A 24,448-nucleotide genomic window follows, 5' to 3' on the forward strand; every position below is an offset into this window, starting at 1 on the left:
AGGCGAGTCACATGACGACGAGTTCCACGAAGGAAGTCCTGGACGCGATCCAGGCACCGGACGCCACCGCCGCCGACTTCGCGGCCCTGCCGCTGCCGGCGTCGTACCGCGCCGTCACCGTGCACAAGGACGAGGCGGAGATGTTCGCCGGTCTGGAGTCCCGCGACAAGGACCCGCGCACCTCGCTGCACCTGGACGAGGTGCCGGTGCCCGAACTCGGCCCGGGCGAGGCCCTGGTCGCGGTCATGGCCAGCTCGGTCAACTACAACTCGGTGTGGACCTCGATCTTCGAGCCGGTCCCCACCTTCGCCTTCCTGGAGCGCTACGGCCGCCTGTCGCCGCTGGCCGAGCGGCACGACCTGCCGTACCACGTGATCGGCTCCGACCTGTCGGGCGTGGTGCTGCGCACCGGGCCGGGCGTCAACAAGTGGCACCCCGGCGACCGGGTGGTGGCGCACTGCCTGAGCGTGGAGTTGGAGTCCGCCGACGGGCACAACGACACGATGCTCGACCCGGAGCAGCGGATCTGGGGCTTCGAGACCAACTTCGGCGGGCTGGCGGAGATCGCGCTGGTCAAGTCGAACCAGCTGATGCCCAAGCCCGCGCACCTCACCTGGGAGGAGGCCGCCGCGCCCGGGCTGGTCAACTCCACCGCCTACCGGCAGCTGGTCTCCCGCAACGGCGCCGACATGAAGCAGGGCGACAACGTGCTGATCTGGGGCGCGAGCGGCGGACTCGGGTCGTACGCCACGCAGTTCGCGCTGGCCGGCGGCGCCAACCCGGTCTGCGTGGTGAGCAGCCCGCAGAAGGCGGAGATCTGCCGGCGGATGGGGGCCGACGCGATCATCGACCGCTCGGCCGAGGGGTACCGGTTCTGGAAGGACGAGCACCACCAGGACCCGCGCGAGTGGAAACGATTCGGCGCCCGCATCCGGGAGTTGACCGGCGGCGAGGACGTGGACATCGTCTTCGAGCACCCCGGCCGCGAGACGTTCGGCGCGTCGGTCTACGTCACCCGCAAGGGCGGCACCATCGTCACCTGCGCCTCCACCAGCGGCTACACGCACGAGTACGACAACCGCTACCTGTGGATGAGCCTCAAGCGCATCGTCGGCTCGCACTTCGCCAACTACCGTGAGGCGTGGGAGGCCAACCGCCTGGTCGCCAAGGGCAAGATCCACCCCACCCTGTCACGCACCTACAGCCTGGAGGAGACCGGCCAGGCCGCCTACGACGTGCACCGCAACCTGCACCAGGGCAAGGTCGGCGTTCTCGCGCTCTCCCCGCGCGAGGGCCTGGGCGTCACCGACCCCGAACTGCGCGAGCGCCACCTGCCTGCCATCAACCTGTTCCGGAACGCGTGAGGGCACCCATGACGGACGACCAGCACCCGCAGGGCAACCCTGTGAGGACGGCGCCCCCGGCGAGCGAGCCAAAGGCGGCGCCGGTGTCGAAAGAGACGAGCGACAAGCGAGGCACGAGCGCGGGAGCGAGGAACGTCGACACCGGGTCGAAGCCGCCGGAGGTGAGCGAGCACAGAAAAAGGCGGGACCGGCCGTGGTTGATGCGGACGTACGCCGGGCACTCGACCGCCGAGGCGTCCAACGCGCTGTACCGGCGGAACCTGGAGAAGGGGCAGACCGGGCTGTCGGTGGCGTTCGACCTGCCGACCCAGACCGGCTACGACCCCGACCACGTGCTGGCGCTCGGCGAGGTGGGCCGGGTGGGGGTGCCGGTCTCCCATCTGGGCGACATGCGGCGGCTGTTCGAGGACATCCCGCTGGAGCGCATGAACACCTCGATGACGATCAACGCCACCGCGATGTGGATGCTCGCGCTCCTCCAGGTGGTCGCCGAGGAGCAGGGCGCCGACATCACCACGCTGCAGGGCACCACGCAGAACGACATCGTCAAGGAGTACCTGTCCCGCGGCACCCACGTCTTCCCGCCCGGCCCCTCGCTGCGGCTGACCACGGACATGATCACGTACGCGGTCAACCACATCCCGAAGTGGAACCCGATCAACATCTGCAGCTACCACCTCCAGGAGGCCGGGGCCACCCCGGTCCAGGAGATCGCGTACGCGATGTCCACCGCGATCGCCGTGCTGGACGCGGTGTTCGCCTCCGGGCAGATCCCACGGGAGCGGCACGGCGACGTGGTCGCGCGGATCTCCTTCTTCGTCAACGCGGGCGTGCGGTTCGTCGAGGAGATGTGCAAGATGCGCGCCTTCGGCCGGATCTGGGACACCGTCACCCGCGAGCGGTACGGCGTCCAGGACCCGAAGCAGCGCAGGTTCCGCTACGGCGTGCAGGTCAACTCGCTGGGCCTGACCGAGGCGCAGCCGGAGAACAACGTCCAGCGGATAGTGCTGGAGATGCTGGCCGTCACGCTGTCGAAGGACGCCCGCGCCCGCGCGGTCCAACTCCCGGCGTGGAACGAGGCGTTGGGCCTGCCCCGGCCCTGGGACCAGCAGTGGAGCCTGCGTATCCAGCAGGTGCTGGCGCACGAGAGCGACCTGCTGGAGTACGACGACATCTTCGCCGGCAGCCATGTCATCGAGGCGAAGGTCGCCGAACTGGTCGAGCAGGCCGGCGCGGAGATGGCGCACATCGCCGAACTGGGCGGGGTGATGGACGCGGTGGAGTCCGGCTACCTCAAGTCGCAACTGGTGTCCGCGCACGCCGAGCGGCGGGCCAGGATCGAGTCCGGCGAGGAGAAGATCGTCGGTGTCAACGTCTACGAGTCCACGGAGCCCAACCCGCTCACCGCGGACCTGGACCGGGCGATCATGACGGTGGACCCGGCCGGCGAGGCCCGCGTGGTGGCGGCGCTGCACGACTGGCGGATCGCCCGCGACCAGCCGCGGGCCGACAAGGCGCTCGCCGAGCTGCGGGCCGCCGCCGCCGGCGCCGAGAACCTGATGTCCGCCACCTTGGAGTGCGCGCGGGCCGGGGTGACCACCGGCGAGTGGTCGTCGGCGCTGCGCGACGTGTTCGGCGAGTTCCGCGCGCCGACCGGGGTGAGCGGCGCGCCGGTCGCGGTCACCGCCGACGCCGGCAGCGAACTGGCCGACGTGCGGCGCAAGGTGGCACGGACCGCGGCGGAGCTGGGCGACGGGCGGCTGCGGCTGCTGGTCGGCAAGCCGGGCCTGGACGGGCACTCCAACGGCGCCGAGCAGATCGCGGTACGCGCCCGCGACGCCGGCTTCGAGGTGGTCTACCAGGGGATCAGGCTGACCCCCGAGCAGATCGTCTCCGCGGCGGTCGCCGAGGACGTGCACTGCGTGGGTCTGTCGATCCTGTCCGGGTCGCACGCGGCGCTGGTGCCGGACGTGCTCGCGCGGTTGCGGCGGGCCGGGGTGGACGACGTGCCGGTGGTGGTCGGCGGCATCATCCCGGCCGCGGACGCGGAGGAACTGCGCGCGGCCGGTGTGGCGGCCGTCTTCACGCCGAAGGACTTCGGTATCACCGTGATCATCGGCCGGATCGTGGACGAGATCCGGCGAGCGAACAAGCTGGAGGTATGACTGTGCAGTTCGGGCGCACCTATGAGGAGTTCGAGATCGGTGCGATCTACAAGCACTGGCCCGGCAAGACGGTCACCGAGTACGACGACCACCTCTTCTGCCTGCTCACCATGAACCACCACCCGCTCCACATGGACGCGAACTACGCGGAGCACACCACGGACTTCGGCCGCAACGTGGTGGTCGGCAACTACGTCTACTCGCTGCTGCTGGGCATGTCCGTGCCCGACGTGTCGGGGAAGGCGATCGCCAACCTGGAGGTCGCGTCGCTGCGGCACGTGGCGCCGACCTTCCACGGCGACACGATCTACGGCGAGACCACCGTGCTCGACAAGCGGAGGTCGAAGTCGAAGGACGACCGCGGCATCGTCGAGGTGGAGACCCGCGGCTACAAGCAGGACGGCACCCTGGTCTGCGTCTTCCGCCGCAAGGTGATGGTGCCGACCGCTTCGTACGTCAAGGAGCGCGGCGGCGAGCAGCCCGGCCGCCCCGAACCCGCAGCCGCCACGCCCGGCACCACGACCGGCACCACGACCGGCACCACGACCGCCACCGACTCCCGGGGAGGGAAGTGACATGGCCGAGCGCCTCGCGCAGACCGATGGCCTGACCGACGTCCAGCAGGAGATCCTCGCCACCGTGCGCTCCTTCGTGGCCAAGGAGATCCTGCCCGTCGCCACCGAGCTGGAGCACCGCGACGAGTACCCGACCGAGATCGTCGCGGGCCTGAAGGACCTCGGCATCTTCGGCCTGATGATCCCCGAGGAGTACGGCGGCCTCGGCGAGTCGCTGCTGACGTACGCGCTCACCGTGGAGGAGATCGCCCGCGGCTGGATGAGCGTGTCCGGCATCATCAACACGCATTTCATCGTCGCCTACATGATCCAGCAGCACGGCACGCAGGAGCAGAAGGACTACTTCCTGCCGAAGATGGCGACCGGCGACGTACGCGGAGCGTTCTCGATGTCGGAGCCGGGGCTCGGCTCCGACGTGTCCGCGATCCGCACCAAGGCGGTCCGCGAGGGCGACGCGTACGTCATCAACGGGCAGAAGATGTGGCTCACCAACGGCGGCTCGGCGAACCTCGTGGCCGTGCTGTGCCGCACCGACGAGGGCCAGCCGCAGGACGCGCCGGCGCACCGGTCGATGACCACCTTCCTGATCGAGAAGGAACCCGGCTTCGGCCCGAACCCGAAGGTCTCCGGGCTCACCGTGCCCGGGAAGATCGAGAAGATGGGCTACAAGGGCGTCGACACCACCGAGCTGATCCTGGAGGACGTCCGCGTCCCGGCCGACCGCGTGCTCGGCGGGACAAGCGGCCGCGGCTTCTACCAGATGATGGACGGCGTCGAGGTGGGCCGGGTGAATGTCGCCGCGCGCGGCTGCGGAGTCGCCCGCCGGGCCTTTGAGCTGGGCATTTCCTATGCGCAGCAGCGGCACACCTTCGGAAAGCCGATCGCCGAGCACCAGGCGATCCAGTTCAAGCTGGCCGAGATGGCCACCAAGGTCGAGGCCGCCCACCAGCTGATGGTGAACGCCGCCCGCAAGAAGGACTCCGGCGAGCGGAACGACCTGGAGGCGGGCATGGCCAAATACCTCGCCTCCGAGTACTGCAAAGAGGTCGTGGAGGACGCCTTCCGCATCCACGGCGGTTACGGCTTCTCCAAGGAATACGAGATCGAGCGGCTGTACCGCGAGGCGCCCATGCTGCTGATCGGCGAAGGGACCGCCGAGATCCAGAAAATGATCATCGGACGGCGGCTGTTGGAGGAGTACCGTGTCCAAGGCTGAATGTCCGCGTTCGCGGTGGTTTTCCTGAGATCAGGGTCACACTGCGTGAAGACCGGGGTCGCGGGAACCAGCCATCGACTCGCCCATCAGCTTGCCGAGTTGCCGGTGTCAGCCGATACCATCAATGAAAGCCGCCGTCCCCTGAAGCATTTCGCGGCACCCTCCGCTACGAAGGTCTTCCATGCCCCACAGCCAATCCTCTGCACCTCGCCGCCGGGTCGGCCTCGCGCGCGGAGCGTCGCCGTGGCTCCTCCCGACCGCGGCCACGGCGGCGGTCAGTCTGCTGCGTGCCCGCCGCTCCGGACGCTGGACGGCGGTGGCCGTCCCCGCCACCGTTCTCACGGCCGGCATGCTGTGGTTCTTCCGCGACCCCGAGCGGAAGATCACCGAGGGCGGGGTGGTCTCCCCCGCCGACGGCGTGGTCCAGAGCGTCATGCCGTGGAAGGACGGGCGCACCCGCGTCGCGATCTTCATGAGCCCGTTGAACGTCCACGTCAACCGCGCCCCGCTCAGCGGCACGGTCACCTCCGTCGAGCACGTCCCCGGCGGTTTCGTCCCGGCGTTCAACAAGGAGAGCGAGAACAACGAGCGGGTGGTCTGGCACTTCGACACCGAGATCGGTGACGTCGAGGTGATCCAGATCGCCGGCGCGGTGGCCCGGCGGATCGTGCCGTACGTGCCGCGCGGCTGCAAGGTCGAGCAGGGCGAGCGGATCGGGCTGATCCGGTTCGGCTCCCGGGTGGACGTCTACCTGCCGGAAGGCGTGGGCTCCGCGGTCGAGGTCGGCGAGACCATGACGGCTGGGGTGACGCGCCTTGACCGTGACTGAGCACGAGACACACGGCAGCTGGGTCAGCGAGATCGAGGAGCAGGACGACGACCTGCCCCTGTCGACACGGCTGTCGATCGCCGACGCGCTGACCCTCGGCAACGCGATCTGCGGCTTCATGGCCGTCTACTTCACCACCACCGGCGTGCTGGTGCCGCACCTGATGGGCAACGGCGACAGCGCGATGTCCAAGCACAGCGCGGCCAACGCGGTGACGCTGATGCTGATGGCGTCGGTCTTCGACCTCTTCGACGGGCTGGTCGCGCGCAAGCTGCGCAGCTCGGCGATGGGCGCGGAGCTGGACAACCTCTCGGACCTGATCAGCTTCGGGCTCGCGCCCGCGTACTTCGTCGTCGTGTGGGGCATCGTCTCCGACGACGCGCACGGCAAGGTGGCCGCCGCCGCGGCCGTCCTCGTCGTACTCGCGGTGGTGCTGCGGCTGGCCCGTTTCTCCTGCACCACGCTGCGGGACGGGGTCTTCCAGGGCATGCCCAGTCCCTTCGGGGCGATGACCGTGGTCTCCCTGGTCCTGCTGGAGCTGCCCTTCCTGCCCACGGTGATCGCGATCGTCGGGGTGGCGTGGCTGATGGTGAGCCGGGTCGAGTACCCCAAGCCGCGTGGACGGCTGGCGCTGATCACGTTCTGCTGGACGCTGGTCAGCATGGGGTGCCTCGCCGCGTGGACCCTGAACATTCCCGGTGGGCACCAGCTTCTGCAGGCGGGCTGCGCCCTCCAGTGTGTGGCCGCGGCCACGATTCCCGGGTTCGCGACGACCCGTCGGGTCAACACGATCCGGGCGAACCGTCGTGAGCGCGCTACCGCCCGGTAGGCGGTCCCCCCGGGTTTCCCCGTCCTGTAGGTTCCGGGACCACCGGTGAGTGGTGGGTCCGCGCGCCGTTCCCCGCGCCCCTCCGGCTACCCGCCGTCGGGGCCGCGGTGTTTTCCCGGCCGCGGTGTTTTCCCGACCCCAGGCCGGTGGCCTGCTGAGCACGGCTCCCTCCGCCTCAAGCACGGAGGGAGCCGCAGCTGCTCACGGGTGGTCCCTGAACCGGCGGGGCGGGGGCGGCCCGGGGGTTCGTTGCCCCGCTACCCCAGGAAATCCCGCGCGAGGGCGACGGCCGCCCGCTCAAGAAGCGGCCCCGCCTCAGCCATGGACCGCTGGACGTCGGGCTCCAGCTCGGCAAGTGCGTAGGCGCGGCTGATCCCCGCCCCCGCGAGCTCCTCGGGGGAAAGGGCGAGGCGGCCGCAGACCGCCACCACGGGCACACCGGAGGCGTTCGCCGCCGCGGCGACCCCGACCGGGGCCTTGCCGTGCAGGGTCTGGGCGTCGAGGGACCCCTCCCCGGTGATGACGAGGTCGGCCTGGGCGAGGGCGGCGGCGAACCCGAGGACGTCGAGGAGGACGTCGATCCCGGGCCGGAACGACGCGCGCAGCCCGACGAGGGCGCCGTAGCCGATCCCGCCGGCGGCACCCGCTCCCGGGGCGTCGGCGGCGCTGAGCGCGGCACCCCCGAGGGTGGCGCCGAGTACGGCCGCGTACTGCCCGAGCGCACCGTCCAGCAGCGCCACGTCGTCCTCGGAGGCGCCCTTCTGCGGCCCGTAGACGGCCGCGGCGCCCTTGGGCCCGCGCAGCGGGTTGTCGACGTCGCTGGCGAGCACGATCTCGGTGTCCGCCAGCCGCGGGTCCAGCGCGGACAGGTCGGCGGTGGCGAGCGACGCCAGCGCGGCGCCACCGGGGGCGACGGGCACCCCCTCCGCGTCCAGCAGCCGCGCGCCGAGCGCACTGAGCATGCCCGCGCCGCCGTCGGTGGTGGCGCTGCCGCCGACCCCGAGCACGATCGTGCGGGCACCGTCGTCGAGCGCGGCCCGCAGCAGCTCACCGGTGCCGTAGGTGGTGGCGGTCAGCGGCGCGAAGACCCCGGGCGGCAGGTGCCGCAGCCCGGACGCCTCGGCCATCTCGACCACCGCGGTGCCCTCGCGCAGCGCGTACGCGGCCTCGACCGGCTCGCCGAGTGGGCCGGTCACCCGGGCGGTACGGCGCTCGAACCCGGCGGCGACCGCCGCGTCCACGGTGCCGTCGCCCCCGTCGGCCACCGGAAGCGACGTGACGGTCACCTCGGGTGCGACCTTGTGCAGGCCGGCCGTGACACGGGCGGCCACCTCGACCGCGGTGAGCGAGCCCTTGAACTTGTCCGCGGCGACGAGCACATGCCCCGTCGGCCGTCGTACTGCATCGGACACGTGAATTCTCCTGATCCGAAACGGAACGTCGCGCCGCTCCGGACCTTATCCCACGTGCGGTGCGCGCCCCGTAGGTTGGTGCGCATGACCACCGACTACGCCACGTACATCGCCTCACTGCCCAAGATCCTGGCGAGCGCGAACACCCTGTTCCGGTCGGCCGACGGCCGGGTCCTGCTCGTGGAGCCCAACTACCGGGACGACGGCACCTGGACGCTGCCGGGCGGCACCATCGAGTCGGACCAGGGCGAGAACCCGCGGCAGGGCGCCCGCCGGGAGACCCTGGAGGAGATCGGTCTCGACGTGCCGCCGGGCGCGCTGCTCGCGGTGGACTGGATCGGCGGGACCGCGCGGCCCCCGCTGGTGATCTACCTCTACGACGGCGGCGTGCTCGGCGAGCAGGAACTCGGCGCGATCCGGTTGCAGGAGGAGGAGTTGGACTCCTGGCGGCTGGTCGAGCCCGACGACCTGGAGCAGTACCTGTACGCGAACGGCGCGCGCCGCATCCGCGCCGGGCTGGCCGCGCTGGCGGCGGGCACCGGACCGGTCGAACTGGTCGACGGGGACCCGGCGGACGCGGCCGGCTCGCCCGCTCAGGCCGACTCGGCCACTCCAGCCGACTCGGCCGGCTCGGCCGACTCCGCGGGGAGTTGACCGCCGCGGCCGGTCACGCCTTGGGGATGTCGAAGAAGTAGGTGAGGCCGCCCGCGAGCCGGATGTCGCCCTTCAGCTTCAACTTGCGGGTGAAGAACAGGGTCGGCCCCGAGGCGTTGCCCGAGACCAGCTTCAGGAACTCCGGCGCGGCCATCGTGAGGCTCAACTGCGGTGTGCGGTCGGTGCGTTCGGTGACGACGGTGCAGGCGCCCCGGGCGATGTGCGTTTCGTAGACGTCGTCGCCGTCGCCCGGCTCGGTGCCGTTCTCGGTGATCCGCCAGCGGATCAGGGCGTCCCGGCCGCCCGCGGCCTCGGGCTTGAAGAGGGTGTGCATCCGCCCGAACACCTCGTCGAGCACCCGGCGGCGCTGCGGCCCGGCCATCAGCTCGGTGATCCGCCGGCCGGGCAGACCCTTCACGATCCGGGCGAACTCCCGGGGCTCGACCGACCCGAAGTCCAGTGCTTCCAGGTCGAGATCATCAAGTGCGGCCATGCGAACGCCTCTTCCTGTTCCTGACTTCGGAGTAACCTTACTCATGAGTAAGGTTAATGAACCGCTCTCCACGTGGCAAGGCTTCCCCACCGAGACGGGACATCCGTGCCCCTTGCCCCTTAGGATTCCGCCCACGGGGGACGACGGCTTTCCGCTTCGCGGACGGCCCAGCTGGCATCGCTCCGACGGGAGTCGGGTCGGGCACGACCCCGGCACTCCCATTTCGAGCGACAGAAGGCGGAAAGTCCCATGGCGGAACGGCAGTTCCTCGGACACGGCACCAACACCGGTGCGGAGAAGTTCTGGTACGTCCTCGGCTGCATCTACTTCGGTGCCTACTACATGGCCAAGGTGCCGGTGAAGAAGGCGCTGAGCGAGTACGGCCTGGTCGAGATGACCGGCGCGGAGAAGTTCTGGTACGTCATCCTCTGCATACTCTTCGGCAGCGGCTACTTCCAGAAGGTCGTCATCAAGCGGGCGCTGTCCGAGGTCCGCGACCCCAACGGCGCGTTCCCGGCCGGCGGCCAGCCGGCGCAGCTCGGCTACCAGCAGCAGCCCAACTACCAGCAGCCGGCGCCCGGTTACGGCTACCCGCAGCAGCCTGGCGGTCAGCCCGGCCAGCAGCCCGGCCAGGGCTACGGCTACCCGACCGCCTGATCACACCGGTCACCCCGCAGGCGCGGCCCAGTGGGGGTCGCGGCCCAGCGCCGCCACGATGCGGTCCAGGGCCGCGGCCCCCTCGGGCGCCGCCACCCCGGGCGCGAACGCCGCGCCCTGCGCCGTCCGTTCGGCGCCGTCCGGCACCGCCAGCGCGATCCGCAGCGTGACGTCGAGCAGGTCCGCGTCGAACTCGGCCCGCGCACCGACGGACTTGGCCACGTCCCAGGCGTGCACGACGGTGTCCACGAGCTGGAAGCCGACCGCCACCTCGGCACGCAGCGGCTCGGGCCGGACCTCGGGCAGCCACATCCGGCTGCCCGGCAGGTCCTCGATCGCCGCGAACGCGGCCACCACCTCGGTGCCGGACGCGGCGAAGACCCGCCCCGGGTCCTCCCCCGCCGCCACCGGGCGGTCCGCCCAGATCCCCATGTCCTCGCGCTCGCCGCGCGCCGCCGCCGCGAACCCGTGGTTCTGCCCGGTCATGTGCGCGAGCAGTCGCCCCAGGTCCCAGGAGCCGCAGGGCGTCGCCACCCCGAGCCCGTCCGCCGGCACGCCAGCGACCAGTGCCGACGCCACCTCGATCGCCGTACGGTGATACCCCCGAAGATCACTCATCCCGCCACCCTAGCCCCGCGGGAACGCCGCCGCGGGCTTTGTCAGGAGGCGGTGCGTTCGCCGACCGGGCGGCGGCGCAGGCTCACCTGCCGAAGGGCCGGCGGCACGTACGCCTGGTCGAGGGTGCCGAGGGTGCGGCGCCGCGTCCGGTGCCCAGCCTGGGGCGGTTCGGGGGCCGGCGGGAGAGACGTCCTCATCCAGGGACAGCCGGTCCCTGGCTGCGCCCGGCGTCCCGGTGCATGGTGGAGAGGTGGACAGAACCGAGCTGGCCGACTTCCTGCGCCGCTGCCGTACCCGGCTCGCCCCTGCCGACGTGGGGCTCTCCGAGGGCCCGCGGCGCCGTACCCCGGGGCTGCGCCGCGAGGAGGTGGCGCAGTTGGCGGGGATGTCCACGGACCACTACACGCGGCTGGAGCAGGCCAGGGGCTCGCACCCGTCCCGCCAGATGCTCGCCGCCGTCGCCCGCGCGCTGCGCCTGACCGGCGACGAACGGGACCACCTCTTCCATCTGGCCGGCGAGGAGCCCCCGCGCGGCAACCGGCCCGCCACGGAGCACGTTCGCCCCGGCCTGCTCCTGCTCCTCGACCGGCTGACCGACACCCCCGCCCAGGTGGTGAGCGACCGCGGCGACATCCTCGCGCAGAACCCGATGGCCAAGGCGCTGCATGGCGACGCGTCCGCCCGCCCCGAGGCCGAACGCAACATCATCTGGAGGTACTTCACCAATCCCGCCGCGCGGGACCTCATCCCGGCCGAGGACCGGGAGCGGGCCGCCCGCGTGTCGGTGGCGGACCTGCGCGCGACCTGCGCCCGCCGCCCGGACGACGCGCGGCTGGCCGGGCTCGTCCGCCGGCTGCGCGCCCGCAGCGAGGAGTTCGCGGCGCTGTGGGACGACCACCGCGTGGCGGTGCGCCGCAGCGACGTCAAACGCTTCCTGCACCCGGTGGTCGGCCTGCTGGAGCTGGACTGCGAGGTGCTGCTCAACCCGGACCACGACCAGCGGCTGATCGTCCACTCCGCCCGCCCGGGCAGCGAGTCGCACGAGCGGCTGGAGCTGCTGCGCGTGGTCGGGCTCCAGGAGCTGGCCCGCGGCTGAACCGCCCGTCGCCCGTGGCCGGGCCCGCGGTCGTGCCCGTGATCGTCACCGTGGCCGTACCGCCCCACCAGGCGCGTTGCCGTGCCCGCCGCACGCCAAACCGTTACGGTGAGTGAGTGAACGCGGCGCGGCGGGCGGGAGAAGGCAGGACCGGCGGGGGCGGCAGGCTCGACGCCGCGGAGCGGGCCCGGCGCATCCACCCGGCCAAGCGGGTGCTGCTGGGCACCGCAGGAGGCGTCCTGCTGCTCGTCGGGGTGGCGCTGCTGGTGCTGCCGGGTCCCGGGATGCTGCTGGTGCTCGCCGGGCTGGTGCTGCTCTCGCGGGCGATGCCCGCGGTGGCCCGGTTCGAGGAGCCGGTACGGGTCCGGGCGATGCAGGGCGTCGAGGCGAGCGTGGCCTCGCGATGGCGGATCGCGGGCACCGCGCTGGTCGGCCTCGGGTTGATCGGCGCCGGGGTCGTCTGGGGCGCGCGCCTGGTGTCCGGGCTGCCCTTCGGCGGCTGGTCGACCGGGTCCAGCCTGATCCTCTCCGGCCTGGTGCTGCTCGGGCTGCTGGTGTGGAGCCACCGCCGGGTGCACGGCTCCTGACCGCGCGGCTCCTGACCTCCCCCGCTCGTGACCTGCCCGGCTCCTCACCTTCGGGGCCCGAACCGCGAGGCGCCCGCCCGCGTGCCCGACCTACCGGCGGGCCGCCGCGCGCCGCAGGTGCCGCAGCACCGCCTTCGCCGCGTGGTGGCCGCTCATGCCGTGCACGCCCGGGCCGGGCGGGGTCGCGGCGGAGCAGAGGAAGACCCCGGGCCGGGGCGTGGCGTACGGGATCGCGGCGAGCCGGGGCCGCAACACCGTCTGCAGGCCGGAGAACGCGCCACAGGCGATGTCGCCCTCGACGTAGTTGGCGTTGCGGGCGGCGAGCCCGGCCGGGCCGGTCACCGCGCGGGCCAGCACCAGGTCCCGGAAGCCGGGCGCGAACCGTTCGATCTGCCGCTCGACGGCGTCGGTCGCGTCACCGTGCCAGCCGCGCGGGACATGGCCGTACGCCCAGAAGACGTGCTTGCCCTCCGGCGCCCGGGACGGGTCGACCACGGTGGGCTGGGAGGTGATGAGGAACGGCGTCTGCGGCGGGCGGCCGGTGACGGCGCGGTTGAGGGCGTCGCCGATCTCCGTGTACGTGGGGCCGATGTGCACGGTGCCGGCTTCCCTGGCGACCGGCGCGGTCCACGGCACGGGGCCGTCCAGCGCGTAGTCGATCTTGAAGACGGACGGCCCGTGGCGGTAGCCGCGGTAGACGTCGCCGAGCGCGGCGATCCGGGCCAGCGCGGTCGGCGAGGTGTCGAAGACGTAGGCGCGGGCGGGCGGGAGTTCGTCGAGCTTGCGCACGGTCACGCCGGTGGTGAGGACACCGCCGAGTTCGGTGAGGTGGGCGGCGAGCGCGTCGCTGATCGCCTGGGAGCCGCCGCGCGCCACCGGCCAGCCGCGTTCGTGCGCGGCGAGCGCGAACATCAGGGCCATCGCACCGGTGAGCGGCTCGCTGAGGCGGGCGATGGCGTGCCCGGCGAGACCCGCGAGCATCGCGCGGGCCTTCGCGTCGTGGAACCGGTACGCCAGCAGCCCGACCGGCGGCAGGCCGGTGAGGCCGAACCGGGCGAAACGGTAAGGGTCCTTGGGCAGCCCGGACCACGGCGGCCGGAAGAAGTCGGCGGCCATAGTCTCCCAGTGGCCGACGTACGGGGCGAGCAGCTTGCGGTAGACGGGGGCGTCGCGCGGCCCGAGCGAGGCCGCGGTCTCGCCGACCGTGCGGGCCAGCACGGCCGCGGTGCCGTCGGGGAAGGGGTGCGCCATCGGCACCCGCGGCTGGAGCCACTCCAGGCCGTGCCGGGCCAGCGGCAGCGTACGGAAGACGGGCGAGCCGACGCCGAAGGGGTGGACGGCGGAGCAGGGGTCGTGACGGAAGCCGGGAAGCGTCAACTCCTCGGTGCGGGCGCCGCCGCCGACGGTGTCGGCCGCCTCGTAGACGTGCACGGACAGGCCCGCGCGGGCGAGTTCGACCGCGGCGGTCAGCCCGTTGGGGCCGGCGCCGACCACGACCGCGTCGGCCACCACCGCCCGGCTCACCGCGCGCCGCCTTCCCGGCCGGCGTCCGCGGAGTTCCCCGCGTTCCCGGCGTCCGCGGCGTCCTCGGTGAAGCCGACCCCCAGGGTGCGCACCACCCGCCGCGCCGTCGCCTCGTCCCGGGCCACCGTGAACGGCAGCCGGTTGCCCCCGGCCACGCGGAACGGCTCCCCGGTCGGCGTCAGGCTCGCGCCGCCCGCCTCCGAGACCAGCAGCAGCCCCGCCGAGTGGTCCCAGGGCGCCTCCCAGAAGAACGCCACCCCGTCCGCGATCCCCCGGGCCACCTCCAGATAGCCCAGCCCCGCACTCGTGGTGCACGGCACCGTCTCGACGCCCGCGGCCTCCAGCCGCTCCAGCGCGGCGCGCTCCTCCTCGTCGCGGAAGACCGGGTTGGAGATCCATATCCGCAGCGGCTCGCGGGCGCCGGCGGTACGAAGCCGCTCGCCGTCGAGGTACGCGCCCCGGCCGCGTCCGGCGGTGGCGAACAGGCCGAGCAGCGGGGCGTAGGTCCAGGAGGCCACCGGCAGGCCGCCGCGCACCAGGCTCACCAGCGTGGAGAACCCCTTGTCGCCGCGGACGAACGCCGAGGTGCCGTCGACCGGGTCGACCACCCACACCGGGGCGTCGCCGCGCAGCAGTTCCAGCCGGGACGGGTCCGCGGCGACCGCTTCCTCACCGACCACGACGGACCCGGGCAGCAGCGCGGGGAGCCGTTCGGTGAGGGCTTCCTCGGCGCGCCGGTCGGCAGTGGTGACCAGATCGTGCGGGCCGTGCTTCTCCACCACGTCCGCGGCCGTCAGTTGCCGCCAACGGGGGACGACTTCCGCCGCCACCACGTCCCTGACCGTCTCCTCGACAGCGGCGAGGAGCGCGTCATCGACCGCATCAGCATCGTTGGCCATGCGGCCATCCAACCAGACAACGGTGTCCCGCCGTGACGGTGCCGGTCTCGTCCCCGGCTGTCGCCCGGTGGTGGCTCGCGCGCGCCCGGGAACCGCGGCGAACCCCTGCGCCGGGTTACCGCAGCGCCGGAACGACGTGGGCACCGTAAGCGTCGATGACGGACTCCTTCGCGTCGTGCATGGCGTAGAGCGCGAACTGGTCGACGCCCAGGTCACGGAGTGCGGCGAGCTTGTCGAGGTGCGCCTCGGGGGGGCCGAGCACGCAGAAGCGGTCCACGATGTCGTCGGGCACGAACGCGGTGTCGGGGTTGCCGGTCCGCCCGTGGTGCGCGTAGTCGTAGCCCTGGCGCTGCTTGACGTAGGCGGTCAACTCGTCGGGCACGAGCGCGGAGTGCTCGCCGTAGCGGGCGACGAGATCGGCGACGTGGTTGCCGACCATCCCCCCGAACCACCGGCACTGCTCGCGGGCGTGCGCCAGGCCCTCCGCCGAACCGTCGGTGACATACGCCGGGGCGGCCACGCAGATGGTGATCGCGGCCGGATCGCGGCCGGCCCGCTCCGCGGCGGCGCGCACCGCCTTGACCATCTGCTCGGCGAGGTAGACGTCGGCGAGCTGGAGGATGAACCCGTCGGCCTTCTCCCCCGCCATGGCCAGCGCCTTCGGCCCGTAGGCGGCCATCCACACCGGCAGTTCGCCGCCCTCCACCCACGGCAGCCGCAGCGCGGTGCCGTCGACGGTGGCCTCGCGGCCCTCGGCGAGGTCGCGGATCACGGTGATCGCCTCGCCGAGCCGGGCGAGCGTGTTGGGCGGGCGGCCCGCCACCCGCATCGCGGAGTCGCCGCGCCCGATGCCGCACACCGTGCGGTTGCCGTACATCGAGTTGAGGGTGGCGAACGTGGACGCGGTCACCTCCCAGGTGCGGGTGCCGGGGTTGGTGACCATGGTGCCGACGGTGAGCCGGTCGGTGTGGTCGAGGATGCGGCTGTGGATGACGAACGGCTCCTGCCACAGCACGGCGGAGTCGAAGGTCCAGCCGTGGCTGAAGCCGTTGCGCTCGGCGCGGCGCATCAGGCCGACGACGTTCGACGCGGGCGGGTCGGTCTGCAGGACGAGTCCGAAGTCCATGGCGGCACCGCTCCTTCAACGTGGGGAGGCTCGCAGGGGGTCGGCGGGGTTCGGCGGGCGCCGAACGACGTCAGCCGAGGAACTAAGACGTCAGCCGAGGAACTGGCAGGTGCCGCGCGGCACGTACTGCCCGTGCCCGGCCCGGCCGACGTACGCGCCGTCCTGGATCACCGGCACCCCGCGGGACAGGACGGTCTGCGCCCGCCCGGTGATCCGGCGGCCCTCGTACGCGCTGTAGTCGACGTTCATGTGGTGGGTCTGCGCGGAGAGCACCTGGCCGGCGTGCGGGTCGTAGACCACCACGTCGGCGTCGGCGCCGGGCGCGAGGGTGCCCTTGCGGGGGTAGAGCCCGAACATCCGGGCCGGGGTGGCGCAGGCGATCTCGATCCAGCGGCGCCGGGTGAGGTGGCCGTCGAGGACGGCCTGGTGCAGCAGGTCCATCCGGTTCTCCACCCCGGGCAGGCCGTTGGGGATCTTGGAGAAGTCGCCGACGCCGATGTCCTTCTGCCCGGTGAAGCAGAACGGGCAGTGGTCGGTGGAGACCACCTGGAGGTCGTCGGTGCGCAGGCCCTGCCACAGCGCGGCCTGGTGCTCGCGCGGCCGCAGCGGGGTGCTGCACACGTACTTGCTGCCCTCGAAGCCGGGTTCGGCGAGGTTGTCGGTGGACAGGAACAGGTACTGCGGGCAGGTCTCACCGAAGACCGGCAGGCCCTGGTCGCGGGCCGTGATCAGCTCGGCCACCGCCTGCTGCGCGGAGACGTGCACCACGTACAGCGGCGCGCCGGCGACCCGGGCGAGCTGGATGGCGCGGTGGGTGGCCTCGGCCTCCAGCAGCGCGTGCCGGACCTCGCCGTGGTAGCGCGGGTCGGTCTTCCCCGCGGCGAGCGCCTGCTGGACCAGGACGTCGATGGCGATGCCGTTCTCGGCGTGCGTCATGATCAGGCCGCCGTTGGCCGCCGCGCGTTGCATCGCCCGCAGAATCCGGCCGTCGTCGCTGTAGAACACGCCCGGGTACGCCATGAAGAGCTTGAAGCTGGTGACGCCCTCCTCGACGAGGAGGTCCATCTCCTTGAGCACCGGCTCGTTGACGTCGGCGACGATCATGTGGAAGCCGTAGTCGATCGCGCACCGCGCGTCGGCCTTCGCGTGCCAGGCGTCGAGGCCGGCCCGCAGGCTGCCGCCGACCTGCTGGATGGCGAAGTCCACGATGGTGGTGGTGCCGCCCCACGCGGCGGCGCGGGTGCCGGTCTCGAAGGTGTCCGAGGCGACGGTGCCGCCGAACGGCATCTCCATGTGGGTGTGCGCGTCCACGCCGCCGGGGATGACGTAGCGGTCGGTGGCGTCGATGACGGTGTCGGCGGTCCAGCCGGCCGCGGTGTCGCTGTCGTGGGCGGCGAGCGCGGCGATCCGCCCGCCCTCGATCAGCACGTCGGCGTGGACCTCGTCGGCGGCGGTGATCACCAGGCCGCCGCGGATGAGGGTGCGGGTCACTGCGCGGCTCCTTCCTGCACCGGAGGCGCGGACTTCGCGGCTGCGGACGGCTGCGGCGGCGCGGACGGCTCCCGTCCCGCGGACGACCCCTGCGCGGACGGCCCCTGCGCGGACTGCCGCTCCAGTTCGGCCTGCGCGGCGCTCAGGGCCGCGCTCAGGGCGTCGGCGCCCTGCTCCGCCTCGGCCACGGTGAGCGTCAGCGGCGGGGCGATCCGCAGCGCGTTGCCCGCCCGGCCGCCCTTGCCGATCAGCAGGCCGTGCTCGCGGGCGGCTTCGAGGACCAGCGAGGCGGCGGCCGGCGACGGGATGTCGGTGCCGGGTTCGACCAGTTCCACCCCGAGCATCAGACCGCGGCCGCGCACCTCGCGGACGATGGTGCTGCGCGCGGCGACCGCGTCCAGCCGGGACTTCAGCAGGCCGCCGACCCTGCGGGCGTTGCCCTGGAGGTCGTGGTCGAGCAGGTAGGCGAGGTTGGCGAGCGCTCCCGCGGTGGTGATCGGGCTGCCGCCGAAGGTGGAGATGGAGTTGGCGTCCAGGCAGTTCATCACCTCGGCGCGCGCCACCACACCGCCCATGGACAGGCCGTTGCCGATGCCCTTGGCGAAGGTGAGGATGTCCGGCGGGCCGGCCTGGTCGTGCGCCTGCCAGCCCCAGAAGTGGTCGCCGGTACGGCCCCAGCCGGTCTGCACCTCGTCGGTGATCCACAGGATGCCGTGCCGGTCCAGCACCCGCTTGAACGCGGCCAGCAGACCGTCGGGACCGGAGGTGAACCCGCCGACGCCCTGCACCGGTTCGGCGATGAGCGCCGCGATCGTGCCGTTCGCCTGCCCGAGCAGGTCCTCCAGGTCCTCCACGCACGCGGCGGTGAACTCCGCGTCGGTCAGGTGCGCGTACGGGCCGCGGGTGCGGACCCCGCCGTGCACGTAGAGCGTCTGGAGCGGGGAGAGGCTGGTCGGGGACCAGGCGGAGTTGCCGGTGATGCCGATCGAGGTGAAGGACCGGCCGTGGTAGCTGTTGCGCAGCGCCAGCACCTGGTTGGAGCGGCGGTAGGTGGTGGCCAGCAGCAGCGCGGTGTCGTTGGCCTCGGTGCCGGAGGTGGTGAAGAACACCCGGGCGTCCGGGATGCCGGACAGGTGGGCGATCCGCTCGGCGAGTTCGACGGCCTGGCGGCTGAGGTAGAGCGTCGAGGTGTGCAGGATCTTCCCGGCCTGCTCGGTGACGGCGGCGGTCACCTCCGGCAGCGCGTGCGCGGTCATGGTGGTGAGGATGCCGCCGAAGAAGTCCAGGTAGCGGCGTCCCTCGGCGTCCCAGACGTGGCGGCCCTCGCCGTGCGTCAGCTCGATCGGCCGGGCGTAGTAGGTGGCCAGCCAGTCGGGGAGCACCGCCTGGTGACGGGCGTACAGCGCGGCGTGCGCGCTCTGGGTCGCGGTGGCCATCTGCTCACGCCTCCGTCAGGTCGCCGTAGGCGTCCGGCCTGCGGTCTCGGTAGAACGCCCAGGTCTGGCGGACCTCGTCGATCAGGTCGAAGTCGAGGTCGCGGACGAGCAGTTCCTCCTTGCTGTCGGAGGCGGCGCCGTCCACGAGTTGGCCGCGCGGGTCCACGAAGTAGCTGGTGCCGTAGAAGTCGTTGTCCCCGTACGGCTCGGTGCCGACCCGGTTGATCGCCGCGATGAAGTACTCGTTGGCGACCGCCGCGGCGGGCTGCTCCAGCTGCCACAGGTACGCCGACAGGCCGCGGCTGGTGGCCGAGGGGTTGTAGACGAGCTGGGCGCCGGCCAGGCCCAGGGCGCGCCAGCCCTCGGGGAAGTGCCGGTCGTAGCAGATGTACACGCCGATCCGGCCGACGGCGGTGTCGAAGACCGGCCAGCCGAGGTTGCCGGGCTTGAAGTAGTACTTCTCCCAGAAGCCCTTGACCTGCGGGATGTGGTGCTTGCGGTACTTGCCGAGGTAGCTGCCGTCGGCGTCGATCACGGCGGCGGTGTTGTAGTAGAAGCCGGACTGCTCGACCTCGAAGACCGGCACCACCATGACCATCCCGGTCTCCTTGGCGAGCGCCTGCATCCGGCGCACCGTCGGGCCGTCCGGCACCGGTTCGGCCCACCGGTAGTGCTCGGCCTCCTGGACCTGGCAGAAGTAGGGGGCGTTGAACACCTCCTGGAACCCGATCACCTTCGCGCCCTGCGCGGCCGCGGCCCGCGCGTGCTCCTCGTGCTTGGCGATCATCGACTCGGTGTCACCGGTCCAGGTGGCCTGCACCAAGGCGGCCCTGACGACGTTGCTCATCCGCAGCTCCTCTGACGTGACGTCACGTCGGTTCTACGCCCGTAGATCCCAGCCGTCCGACGAACGTAAGTCCCGCGCTCCACTCTGGCAAGGCCCGTGCGGTTACCAGCCGACAACGGGCATGTTTCCTGCCCGCCCGACCCATACGGCGCATCCCGGTGGACCTCGTGCGGGTCCCTTGCCGGGGGCTGGGCCGGGTCCGCTCCTTGTGTCGTGTACCGGAGTCGACAGCTACGAGGTGACGGCCTTGACCGCGAGGGCGGGCTGGGGACGGCCGTCGCCGGTGGAGGTGAGATTGCACATCAGCACGACCAGGGCGCCGCTCTGGACGACACAGCTCTGCGCCTCGCACGAATTGCGCAGCGACGGATACTGCTTCCCGGCATCGCATCCGGCACTGGCGATCGGCTGCCGCACCATGACAGCCGTCCTCCCGGTCGCCGGCACGTGCAGGAGGACGTACTCGCTGATGGCGGCGGTCTCCGCGATGGTGTAGAAACCACCGCCGCTCGCAGGCGCCATGTCCACCGTTTCCCGTCGAGAGTGACGGCCACGATCGCCGGGTGGCGGTCGTACCTGACCGGTGGCGGCCGGAGCGGGAGGCCGTGCGGGCCGCGTTCCGAGGGGATTTCCGGGGCGAGTTGAGGGTGCACCGCTGAGCAAGCCGCTCCTGGTCCATGTCCGGGAAGTCGCGCGGGACATGGAGCCGGTCGCCAGGAGCCGTACCGCCCACGGGCAACGGCCGGCTAGAGACGGAGTGCCGCGGAGATGTCGCGTTGGCAGGGGGCGGAGACGCGGGCGGCGGCGGCGAGGAGGGGGGTGGCGAGGGAGGGGCGGGTGCGGGTGACGGCGGCCGCGGTGGCGGCGGGGCGGGAGCGGGCGAAGGTCTCCAGGAGTTCGCCGGATTCGTCGGTGCGGCCGGCGTGGTGGAGGAGGTCGGCCACGACGGCGACGTCCTCGGGGCTGCGGGCGGCCGCTTGGTGGAGCAGGGTGCGGCAGTCGGGTCCGCGCCCGTCGGCGGCGAGCGCGGCGACGGCCTCGGCGAGCGGTTCCGGCGGGAGCGCGGCGATCTCCCAGAGCAGGGTGGCGACGTCGGCGCCGAGCCCGGTGCGCTCCAACTCCCGTACGACGTAGGGGATACGGTCGGCGGGCCCTTCGGCGGCGGCGCACAGGACGAGGTAGGCGGCGCCGCTCTCCCCGGCCCGCCGCAGCGCGCCGAGCCTGGCCGCGCCGGCCTGCGCCTCCGCGGTCCAGCGCGGGTCGCGGGCAGGCGCGGCGGAGGGGGTGGCGGGTGCCTTGGGGGCTCCGGCGAAACGCGCCCCGCTGGGCGCGGGCCCGGCGGCGGGCGCGGACGGCGCCGGGAGTACGGCCTCGCCGACCGCGTCCGCGGTGGGTGCGCCGGCGAACCGCGCTCCGCGCGGCGCGGCCGACCTCACCCGGGCGGCCGTCGCGGGGGCCAAGGCGACGGGCGACCCGCTGGGCACCGCGGCACCGGAACCGGCGAACCGCGCTCCCGTGGGCCGCCGCACCGTCGGGGCCTCGGACCGCTCCGCCGCCCCCGCGTCGTCGGAGCCGGCCGCGCCGGTACCCCCACCGGTACCCGCACCCGCGGCTTCCCGCCCCAGCCGCGCCGCCCCCACCGCACCGGCCAGCCGCCCCCGCAACTCCTCGCAGCGCGCCGCCGCCCGCGAGAGGTCGTCCCGCGCCCAGGCGAGGCCGTTCGCCAGCCGGGCGCCGGCCGGGCCCGCGGTTTCGGCGCCCGCCTCCTCGTAGGCGCGCGCGGCCGCCCGCGCCCGCGCCGCCGCACCGTCACGGGCGCGGATCGCCGCGTCCAGCCGGCCGCGCAGCGCGTGGGACGCGCCGGGCGCCGAGTCCTCGGCGGCGGCCGCGGCCCGGTGCAGTGCGTACGCCCGGCCCACCTCGGCCGGATCGGCGTCGCCCGCACCGCCGTTGGCCGCGACGTCGCGCAGCACGGTACGGACCACGTCCCACGGCGGGAGTCGGCGCCCGCTGCCGTACGCGGCCGCGGCGTCCGGCTCGCGCTCGGCGAACACCCCGTACCAGCCGGGCTGCCGGCCGAGCGCCGCGAGCAACGACCGGAAGTAGTAAGTGAATTCGGCCGCCACCGCGCCCTCCACCCTCACGAGTCGGGCTCCGCTCCACCCGGCTTCCGTCCGGCATTGGACACCCGCTCCGTTACGGGGCTGCTACGGGGAGTTTTCCGCCCCGCTCCGCCCGGCCCGGGACCCGCTCCACCGGCCCGCTCCCTCCGCAAGCGACCGCTCTCGACCGCTCTCGCCCCGCGGCTGCCCGCTCCCGCGCGTCGCCGCCGGCCCCCGCGCCGGAGGAGCACACCCGCCACTCGACAGTCAAACTTGCAAGTCTTCCTGCTCATCTCCTACGGTGGAGGTCATGTCACAGGCCGAACGTCTCCGCACCGCGGACGAGCTGACCACGCTCGTCGCGCAGCTCTCGCGGCGCATGCGGACCGCCTCGGCCGGGGCGGAGATCACCCCGTCCCAGCAGTCGGTCATCAGCCGGCTCCACCGGGAGGGCCCGGCCACCACCGCCGCGCTGGCCCGCGGCGAACTCGTCCGGCCGCAATCGATGCGGGCGACGCTCACCGCGCTGGAGGAACGCGACCTCGTGGTGCGCGCCCCGCACCCGACCGACGGCCGCCAGGTCGTCTTCTCCCTCACCGACGAGGGCTCCCACCTGCTGCACACCGGCCGCCAGGCCCGCCGTGGCTGGCTCGCCGAAGCGATGGAGACGCACCTCAGCCCTGCCGAGGAGCGCGCGATGGCGGCGGCGATCCCGCTGCTTCGGCGCCTGGTGGAGTCGTGACCGGCGCCCCCACGCCCCGCACGGCCCCTCGAATACGCCCCGCCCTACGCCCGGCGGTCCGCCGATGAGCCGGTCGCTGGACGAACCCGTGGACGAGCCGCGCGACGCGCCGCACGGGCGCAACTCCCCCACCGGCAACCCCGCCGCCGACCACCGCCCCACCGGCGGTGCCGCCGCCGGCTCGGCCGGCACCACCGCCGGGTTCGGCCCACGCCTGATCGTGCCGCTGATGCTCGGCGCGGTGCTCAACCCGATCAACTCCACCATGATCGCGACCACGTTGGTCGCGATCGGCGGCAGCTTCCACGTCGGCGCCGCCGACACGGCCTGGCTGGTGTCGAGCCTGTACCTGGCCAGCGCGGTGGCGCAGCCGACGATGGGACGGCTCGCGGACCGGCTCGGGCCCCGCCGGGTGTTCCTGACCGGGCTGCTGGTGGTCGCGGCGGCCGGGCTGGTGGGCACCGTGGCACCGTCGCTGGCGTGGCTGATCGTGTCCCGGGTGTTGCTCGGCGTCGGCACCTCGGCGGCCTATCCGGCGGCGATGGCGCTGCTGCGCGCCCACTCGCAGCGGATCGGCGTCCCGACCCCGCGCCCGGTGCTGGGGCTGCTGTCGCTGGCGGGCCTGTCCAGTGCCGCGGTCGGCCCGGTGCTGGGCGGGGTCCTCGCCGCGACCCTCGGCTGGCGCGCCGTCTTCGCGGTGAACCTCCCGCTCGCCCTGCTCGGCTTCGTCCTCGCCGCGCTCTGGCTGCCGCGCACGCCCCCGGCGAAGCCCGCGGCCGCGGGCTTCGCCGCGGCCGGGGCGGCTGCCGGGAACGCGCGGCCGAGCAGCCTCGACCCGGTCGGCATCGCCCTGTTCGCCGCGCTGCTCACCTCCCTGATGCTGTTCCTGATGCGGCTGGCCGCGCCGCCGTGGCCGCTGCTGCCGGTGGCCGCCGTGCTGGGCGGCGTGCTGGCCTGGTGGGAACTGCGCCGCCCCGCGCCGTTCCTCGACCTGCGCATGCTGGCGCGCAACCGTCCGCTGTCCCTGACGTATCTGCGGCACGGCATGACGTACCTGGTCGTGTACTGCGTGATGTACGGCTACGCGCAGTGGCTGGAGGACGCGCACGGCTACTCCTCGGCCACGGCCGGGCTGCTGATGCTGCCGATGTCGGTCGCCGCGATGGCCACGTCGCTGCTGGGCGCGCGGACGAAGGGGATCAGGGCACCGCTGATCACGGCCGCTGTGCTGCTGCTCGGCGGCAGCGGGCTGCTGCTGGCGGCCGGCCACACCACCCCGGCGGTCGCGCTGGGCGCGGCGGGCGCGCTGTTCGGCCTGCCGCAGGGCCTGACCTCCACCGCCAACCAGGCGGCGGTGTACGCGCAGGCGCCGTCCGGCGAGACCGGCAGCGCGGCCGGGCTGCAGCGCACCTCGCAGTACCTGGGCGCGATCACGGCCGCGAGCCTGATCGGCCTGTTCTACGGCCGGCGGGCGACCGACGCGGGGCTGCACGAGATGGCGCTGACCTCGGCCGGGCTCGGGGTCGTGGTCCTCGTGCTCACCGTGGCCGACCGTTCGCTGCGCGGGACCGGCCGGTGATCCCCGTCGCCCGCAGGCCCCGCGCGCGCCTTCCGCACGTGACGCCCGAGACGACCGCGGCGCCCGCACCCGTACGCCCGGCCGACCCGGCAGCGCCCGTACGCCCGGCCGACCCGGCCGCACCCGTACGCCCGCGTGTACGCGTACGCCCGCCGCCGCGCGTACCGCCCCGGCCGTACCGCCCCCTGACCATTCCCGTCATCGCAA

24 protein-coding genes are annotated in these 24,448 nt (G+C 73.0%); 12 read left to right on the top strand and 12 right to left on the bottom strand.

Features of this window, described 5'->3' with window-relative positions; genetic code table 11:
- Positions 1-11 precede the first annotated feature (11 nt).
- The 6 genes from ccrA to pssA all read left to right on the top strand — a co-directional run bounded on the left by ccrA (position 12) and on the right by pssA (position 6,978).
- The gene (gene ccrA / locus OG896_RS07280; protein ID WP_329363517.1) at positions 12-1,364 is read left to right on the top strand and encodes a crotonyl-CoA carboxylase/reductase; all 1,353 of its coding nucleotides are present in this window, start codon (positions 12-14) and stop codon (positions 1,362-1,364) included.
- 161 nt (positions 1,365-1,525) lie between these two features.
- The gene (locus tag OG896_RS07285) at positions 1,526-3,529 is read left to right on the top strand and encodes a protein meaA (RefSeq protein WP_329373774.1); all 2,004 of its coding nucleotides are present in this window, start codon (positions 1,526-1,528) and stop codon (positions 3,527-3,529) included.
- A 2-nt stretch (positions 3,530-3,531) separates the two neighbouring features.
- On the top strand, positions 3,532-4,104 hold the full coding sequence (locus OG896_RS07290) for a MaoC family dehydratase (RefSeq protein ID WP_329373776.1): 573 nt from the start codon (positions 3,532-3,534) through the stop codon (positions 4,102-4,104).
- Between the two features lies 1 nt (position 4,105).
- The gene (locus tag OG896_RS07295; RefSeq protein ID WP_329363519.1) at positions 4,106-5,320 is read left to right on the top strand and encodes an acyl-CoA dehydrogenase family protein; all 1,215 of its coding nucleotides are present in this window, start codon (positions 4,106-4,108) and stop codon (positions 5,318-5,320) included.
- A gap of 181 nt (positions 5,321-5,501) precedes the next feature.
- The gene (locus OG896_RS07300; protein ID WP_329363520.1) at positions 5,502-6,149 is read left to right on the top strand and encodes a phosphatidylserine decarboxylase; all 648 of its coding nucleotides are present in this window, start codon (positions 5,502-5,504) and stop codon (positions 6,147-6,149) included.
- Positions 6,136-6,978 carry a CDP-diacylglycerol--serine O-phosphatidyltransferase gene (pssA, locus tag OG896_RS07305; RefSeq protein WP_329363522.1) on the top strand — a complete coding sequence of 281 codons (843 nt, stop codon included), beginning with the start codon at positions 6,136-6,138 and terminating at the stop codon, positions 6,976-6,978. Before OG896_RS07300 ends, pssA begins: the two co-directional genes overlap by 14 nt.
- Positions 6,979-7,235: 257 nt before the next feature.
- On the opposite strand, the gene OG896_RS07310 is transcribed toward pssA, so the two are convergent.
- On the bottom strand, positions 7,236-8,390 hold the full coding sequence (locus OG896_RS07310; RefSeq protein WP_329363524.1) for a glycerate kinase: 1,155 nt from the start codon (positions 8,388-8,390) through the stop codon (positions 7,236-7,238).
- 84 nt (positions 8,391-8,474) lie between these two features.
- On the opposite strand from OG896_RS07310, the gene OG896_RS07315 reads away from it, so the two are divergent.
- Positions 8,475-9,044, top strand: a complete 570-nt coding sequence (locus tag OG896_RS07315) for an NUDIX hydrolase (protein ID WP_329363526.1) — start codon at positions 8,475-8,477, stop codon at positions 9,042-9,044.
- A 13-nt stretch (positions 9,045-9,057) separates the two neighbouring features.
- On the opposite strand, the gene OG896_RS07320 is transcribed toward OG896_RS07315, so the two are convergent.
- Complete coding sequence (locus OG896_RS07320) at positions 9,058-9,537, bottom strand: SCP2 sterol-binding domain-containing protein (protein ID WP_329363528.1); 480 nt, start codon at positions 9,535-9,537, stop codon at positions 9,058-9,060.
- 249 nt (positions 9,538-9,786) lie between these two features.
- On the opposite strand from OG896_RS07320, the gene OG896_RS07325 reads away from it, so the two are divergent.
- On the top strand, positions 9,787-10,194 hold the full coding sequence (locus tag OG896_RS07325; RefSeq protein WP_328470995.1) for a hypothetical protein: 408 nt from the start codon (positions 9,787-9,789) through the stop codon (positions 10,192-10,194).
- Positions 10,195-10,203: 9 nt separating this feature from the next.
- Here the strand turns inward: OG896_RS07325 and OG896_RS07330 are convergent, their stop codons facing one another.
- Both OG896_RS07330 and OG896_RS07335 read right to left on the bottom strand, forming a co-directional pair.
- Positions 10,204-10,812 (bottom strand): TIGR03086 family metal-binding protein, encoded by a 609-nt coding sequence (locus OG896_RS07330; protein ID WP_329363529.1) that lies wholly within the window; start codon positions 10,810-10,812, stop codon positions 10,204-10,206.
- A 41-nt stretch (positions 10,813-10,853) separates the two neighbouring features.
- On the bottom strand, positions 10,854-11,009 hold the full coding sequence (locus OG896_RS07335; RefSeq protein ID WP_329363531.1) for a hypothetical protein: 156 nt from the start codon (positions 11,007-11,009) through the stop codon (positions 10,854-10,856).
- Positions 11,010-11,062: 53 nt separating this feature from the next.
- Between OG896_RS07335 and OG896_RS07340 the strand changes: the two genes are divergently transcribed.
- Positions 11,063-11,908, top strand: coding sequence for a helix-turn-helix transcriptional regulator (locus OG896_RS07340; protein ID WP_329363533.1), 846 nt, complete (start codon positions 11,063-11,065; stop codon positions 11,906-11,908).
- A gap of 116 nt (positions 11,909-12,024) precedes the next feature.
- The gene (locus OG896_RS07345) at positions 12,025-12,495 is read left to right on the top strand and encodes a PGPGW domain-containing protein (protein ID WP_443056956.1); all 471 of its coding nucleotides are present in this window, start codon (positions 12,025-12,027) and stop codon (positions 12,493-12,495) included.
- Positions 12,496-12,585: 90 nt separating this feature from the next.
- Here the strand turns inward: OG896_RS07345 and OG896_RS07350 are convergent, their stop codons facing one another.
- From OG896_RS07350 to OG896_RS07385, 8 genes are all read right to left on the bottom strand, one after another.
- Complete coding sequence (locus OG896_RS07350) at positions 12,586-14,004, bottom strand: phytoene desaturase family protein (protein WP_329373779.1); 1,419 nt, start codon at positions 14,002-14,004, stop codon at positions 12,586-12,588.
- Positions 14,005-14,015: 11 nt separating this feature from the next.
- Entirely contained in the window at positions 14,016-14,918 is a 903-nt protein-coding gene (locus OG896_RS07355) for an inositol monophosphatase family protein (RefSeq protein WP_329363535.1), read from the bottom strand.
- A gap of 115 nt (positions 14,919-15,033) precedes the next feature.
- Complete coding sequence (locus OG896_RS07360; RefSeq protein WP_329363537.1) at positions 15,034-16,044, bottom strand: TIGR03842 family LLM class F420-dependent oxidoreductase; 1,011 nt, start codon at positions 16,042-16,044, stop codon at positions 15,034-15,036.
- A gap of 90 nt (positions 16,045-16,134) precedes the next feature.
- On the bottom strand, positions 16,135-17,535 hold the full coding sequence (gene hydA / locus OG896_RS07365; RefSeq protein WP_328470983.1) for a dihydropyrimidinase: 1,401 nt from the start codon (positions 17,533-17,535) through the stop codon (positions 16,135-16,137).
- The gene (locus OG896_RS07370; protein WP_329363539.1) at positions 17,532-18,971 is read right to left on the bottom strand and encodes an aspartate aminotransferase family protein; all 1,440 of its coding nucleotides are present in this window, start codon (positions 18,969-18,971) and stop codon (positions 17,532-17,534) included. Before OG896_RS07370 ends, hydA begins: the two co-directional genes overlap by 4 nt.
- A gap of 4 nt (positions 18,972-18,975) precedes the next feature.
- On the bottom strand, positions 18,976-19,818 hold the full coding sequence (locus tag OG896_RS07375) for a nitrilase-related carbon-nitrogen hydrolase (RefSeq protein WP_329363541.1): 843 nt from the start codon (positions 19,816-19,818) through the stop codon (positions 18,976-18,978).
- Positions 19,819-20,049: 231 nt separating this feature from the next.
- Positions 20,050-20,340: a hypothetical protein gene (locus OG896_RS07380; protein ID WP_329363543.1), complete on the bottom strand. Its 291-nt coding sequence runs from the start codon at positions 20,338-20,340 to the stop codon at positions 20,050-20,052.
- Between the two features lie 224 nt (positions 20,341-20,564).
- Positions 20,565-21,944, bottom strand: coding sequence for a hypothetical protein (locus tag OG896_RS07385; protein ID WP_329363545.1), 1,380 nt, complete (start codon positions 21,942-21,944; stop codon positions 20,565-20,567).
- Between the two features lie 286 nt (positions 21,945-22,230).
- Here OG896_RS07385 and OG896_RS07390 point away from each other — a divergent pair, with 286 nt between their 5' ends.
- Together OG896_RS07390 and OG896_RS07395 are read left to right on the top strand one after the other, a co-directional pair.
- Positions 22,231-22,662: a MarR family winged helix-turn-helix transcriptional regulator gene (locus OG896_RS07390; protein ID WP_328470973.1), complete on the top strand. Its 432-nt coding sequence runs from the start codon at positions 22,231-22,233 to the stop codon at positions 22,660-22,662.
- Positions 22,663-22,726: 64 nt separating this feature from the next.
- Positions 22,727-24,241 carry an MFS transporter gene (locus OG896_RS07395; protein WP_329363547.1) on the top strand — a complete coding sequence of 505 codons (1,515 nt, stop codon included), beginning with the start codon at positions 22,727-22,729 and terminating at the stop codon, positions 24,239-24,241.
- Positions 24,242-24,448: the final 207 nt, after the last annotated feature.

Source organism: Streptomyces sp. NBC_00669 (genome assembly GCF_036226785.1).
GTDB lineage: Bacteria > Actinomycetota > Actinomycetes > Streptomycetales > Streptomycetaceae > Actinacidiphila.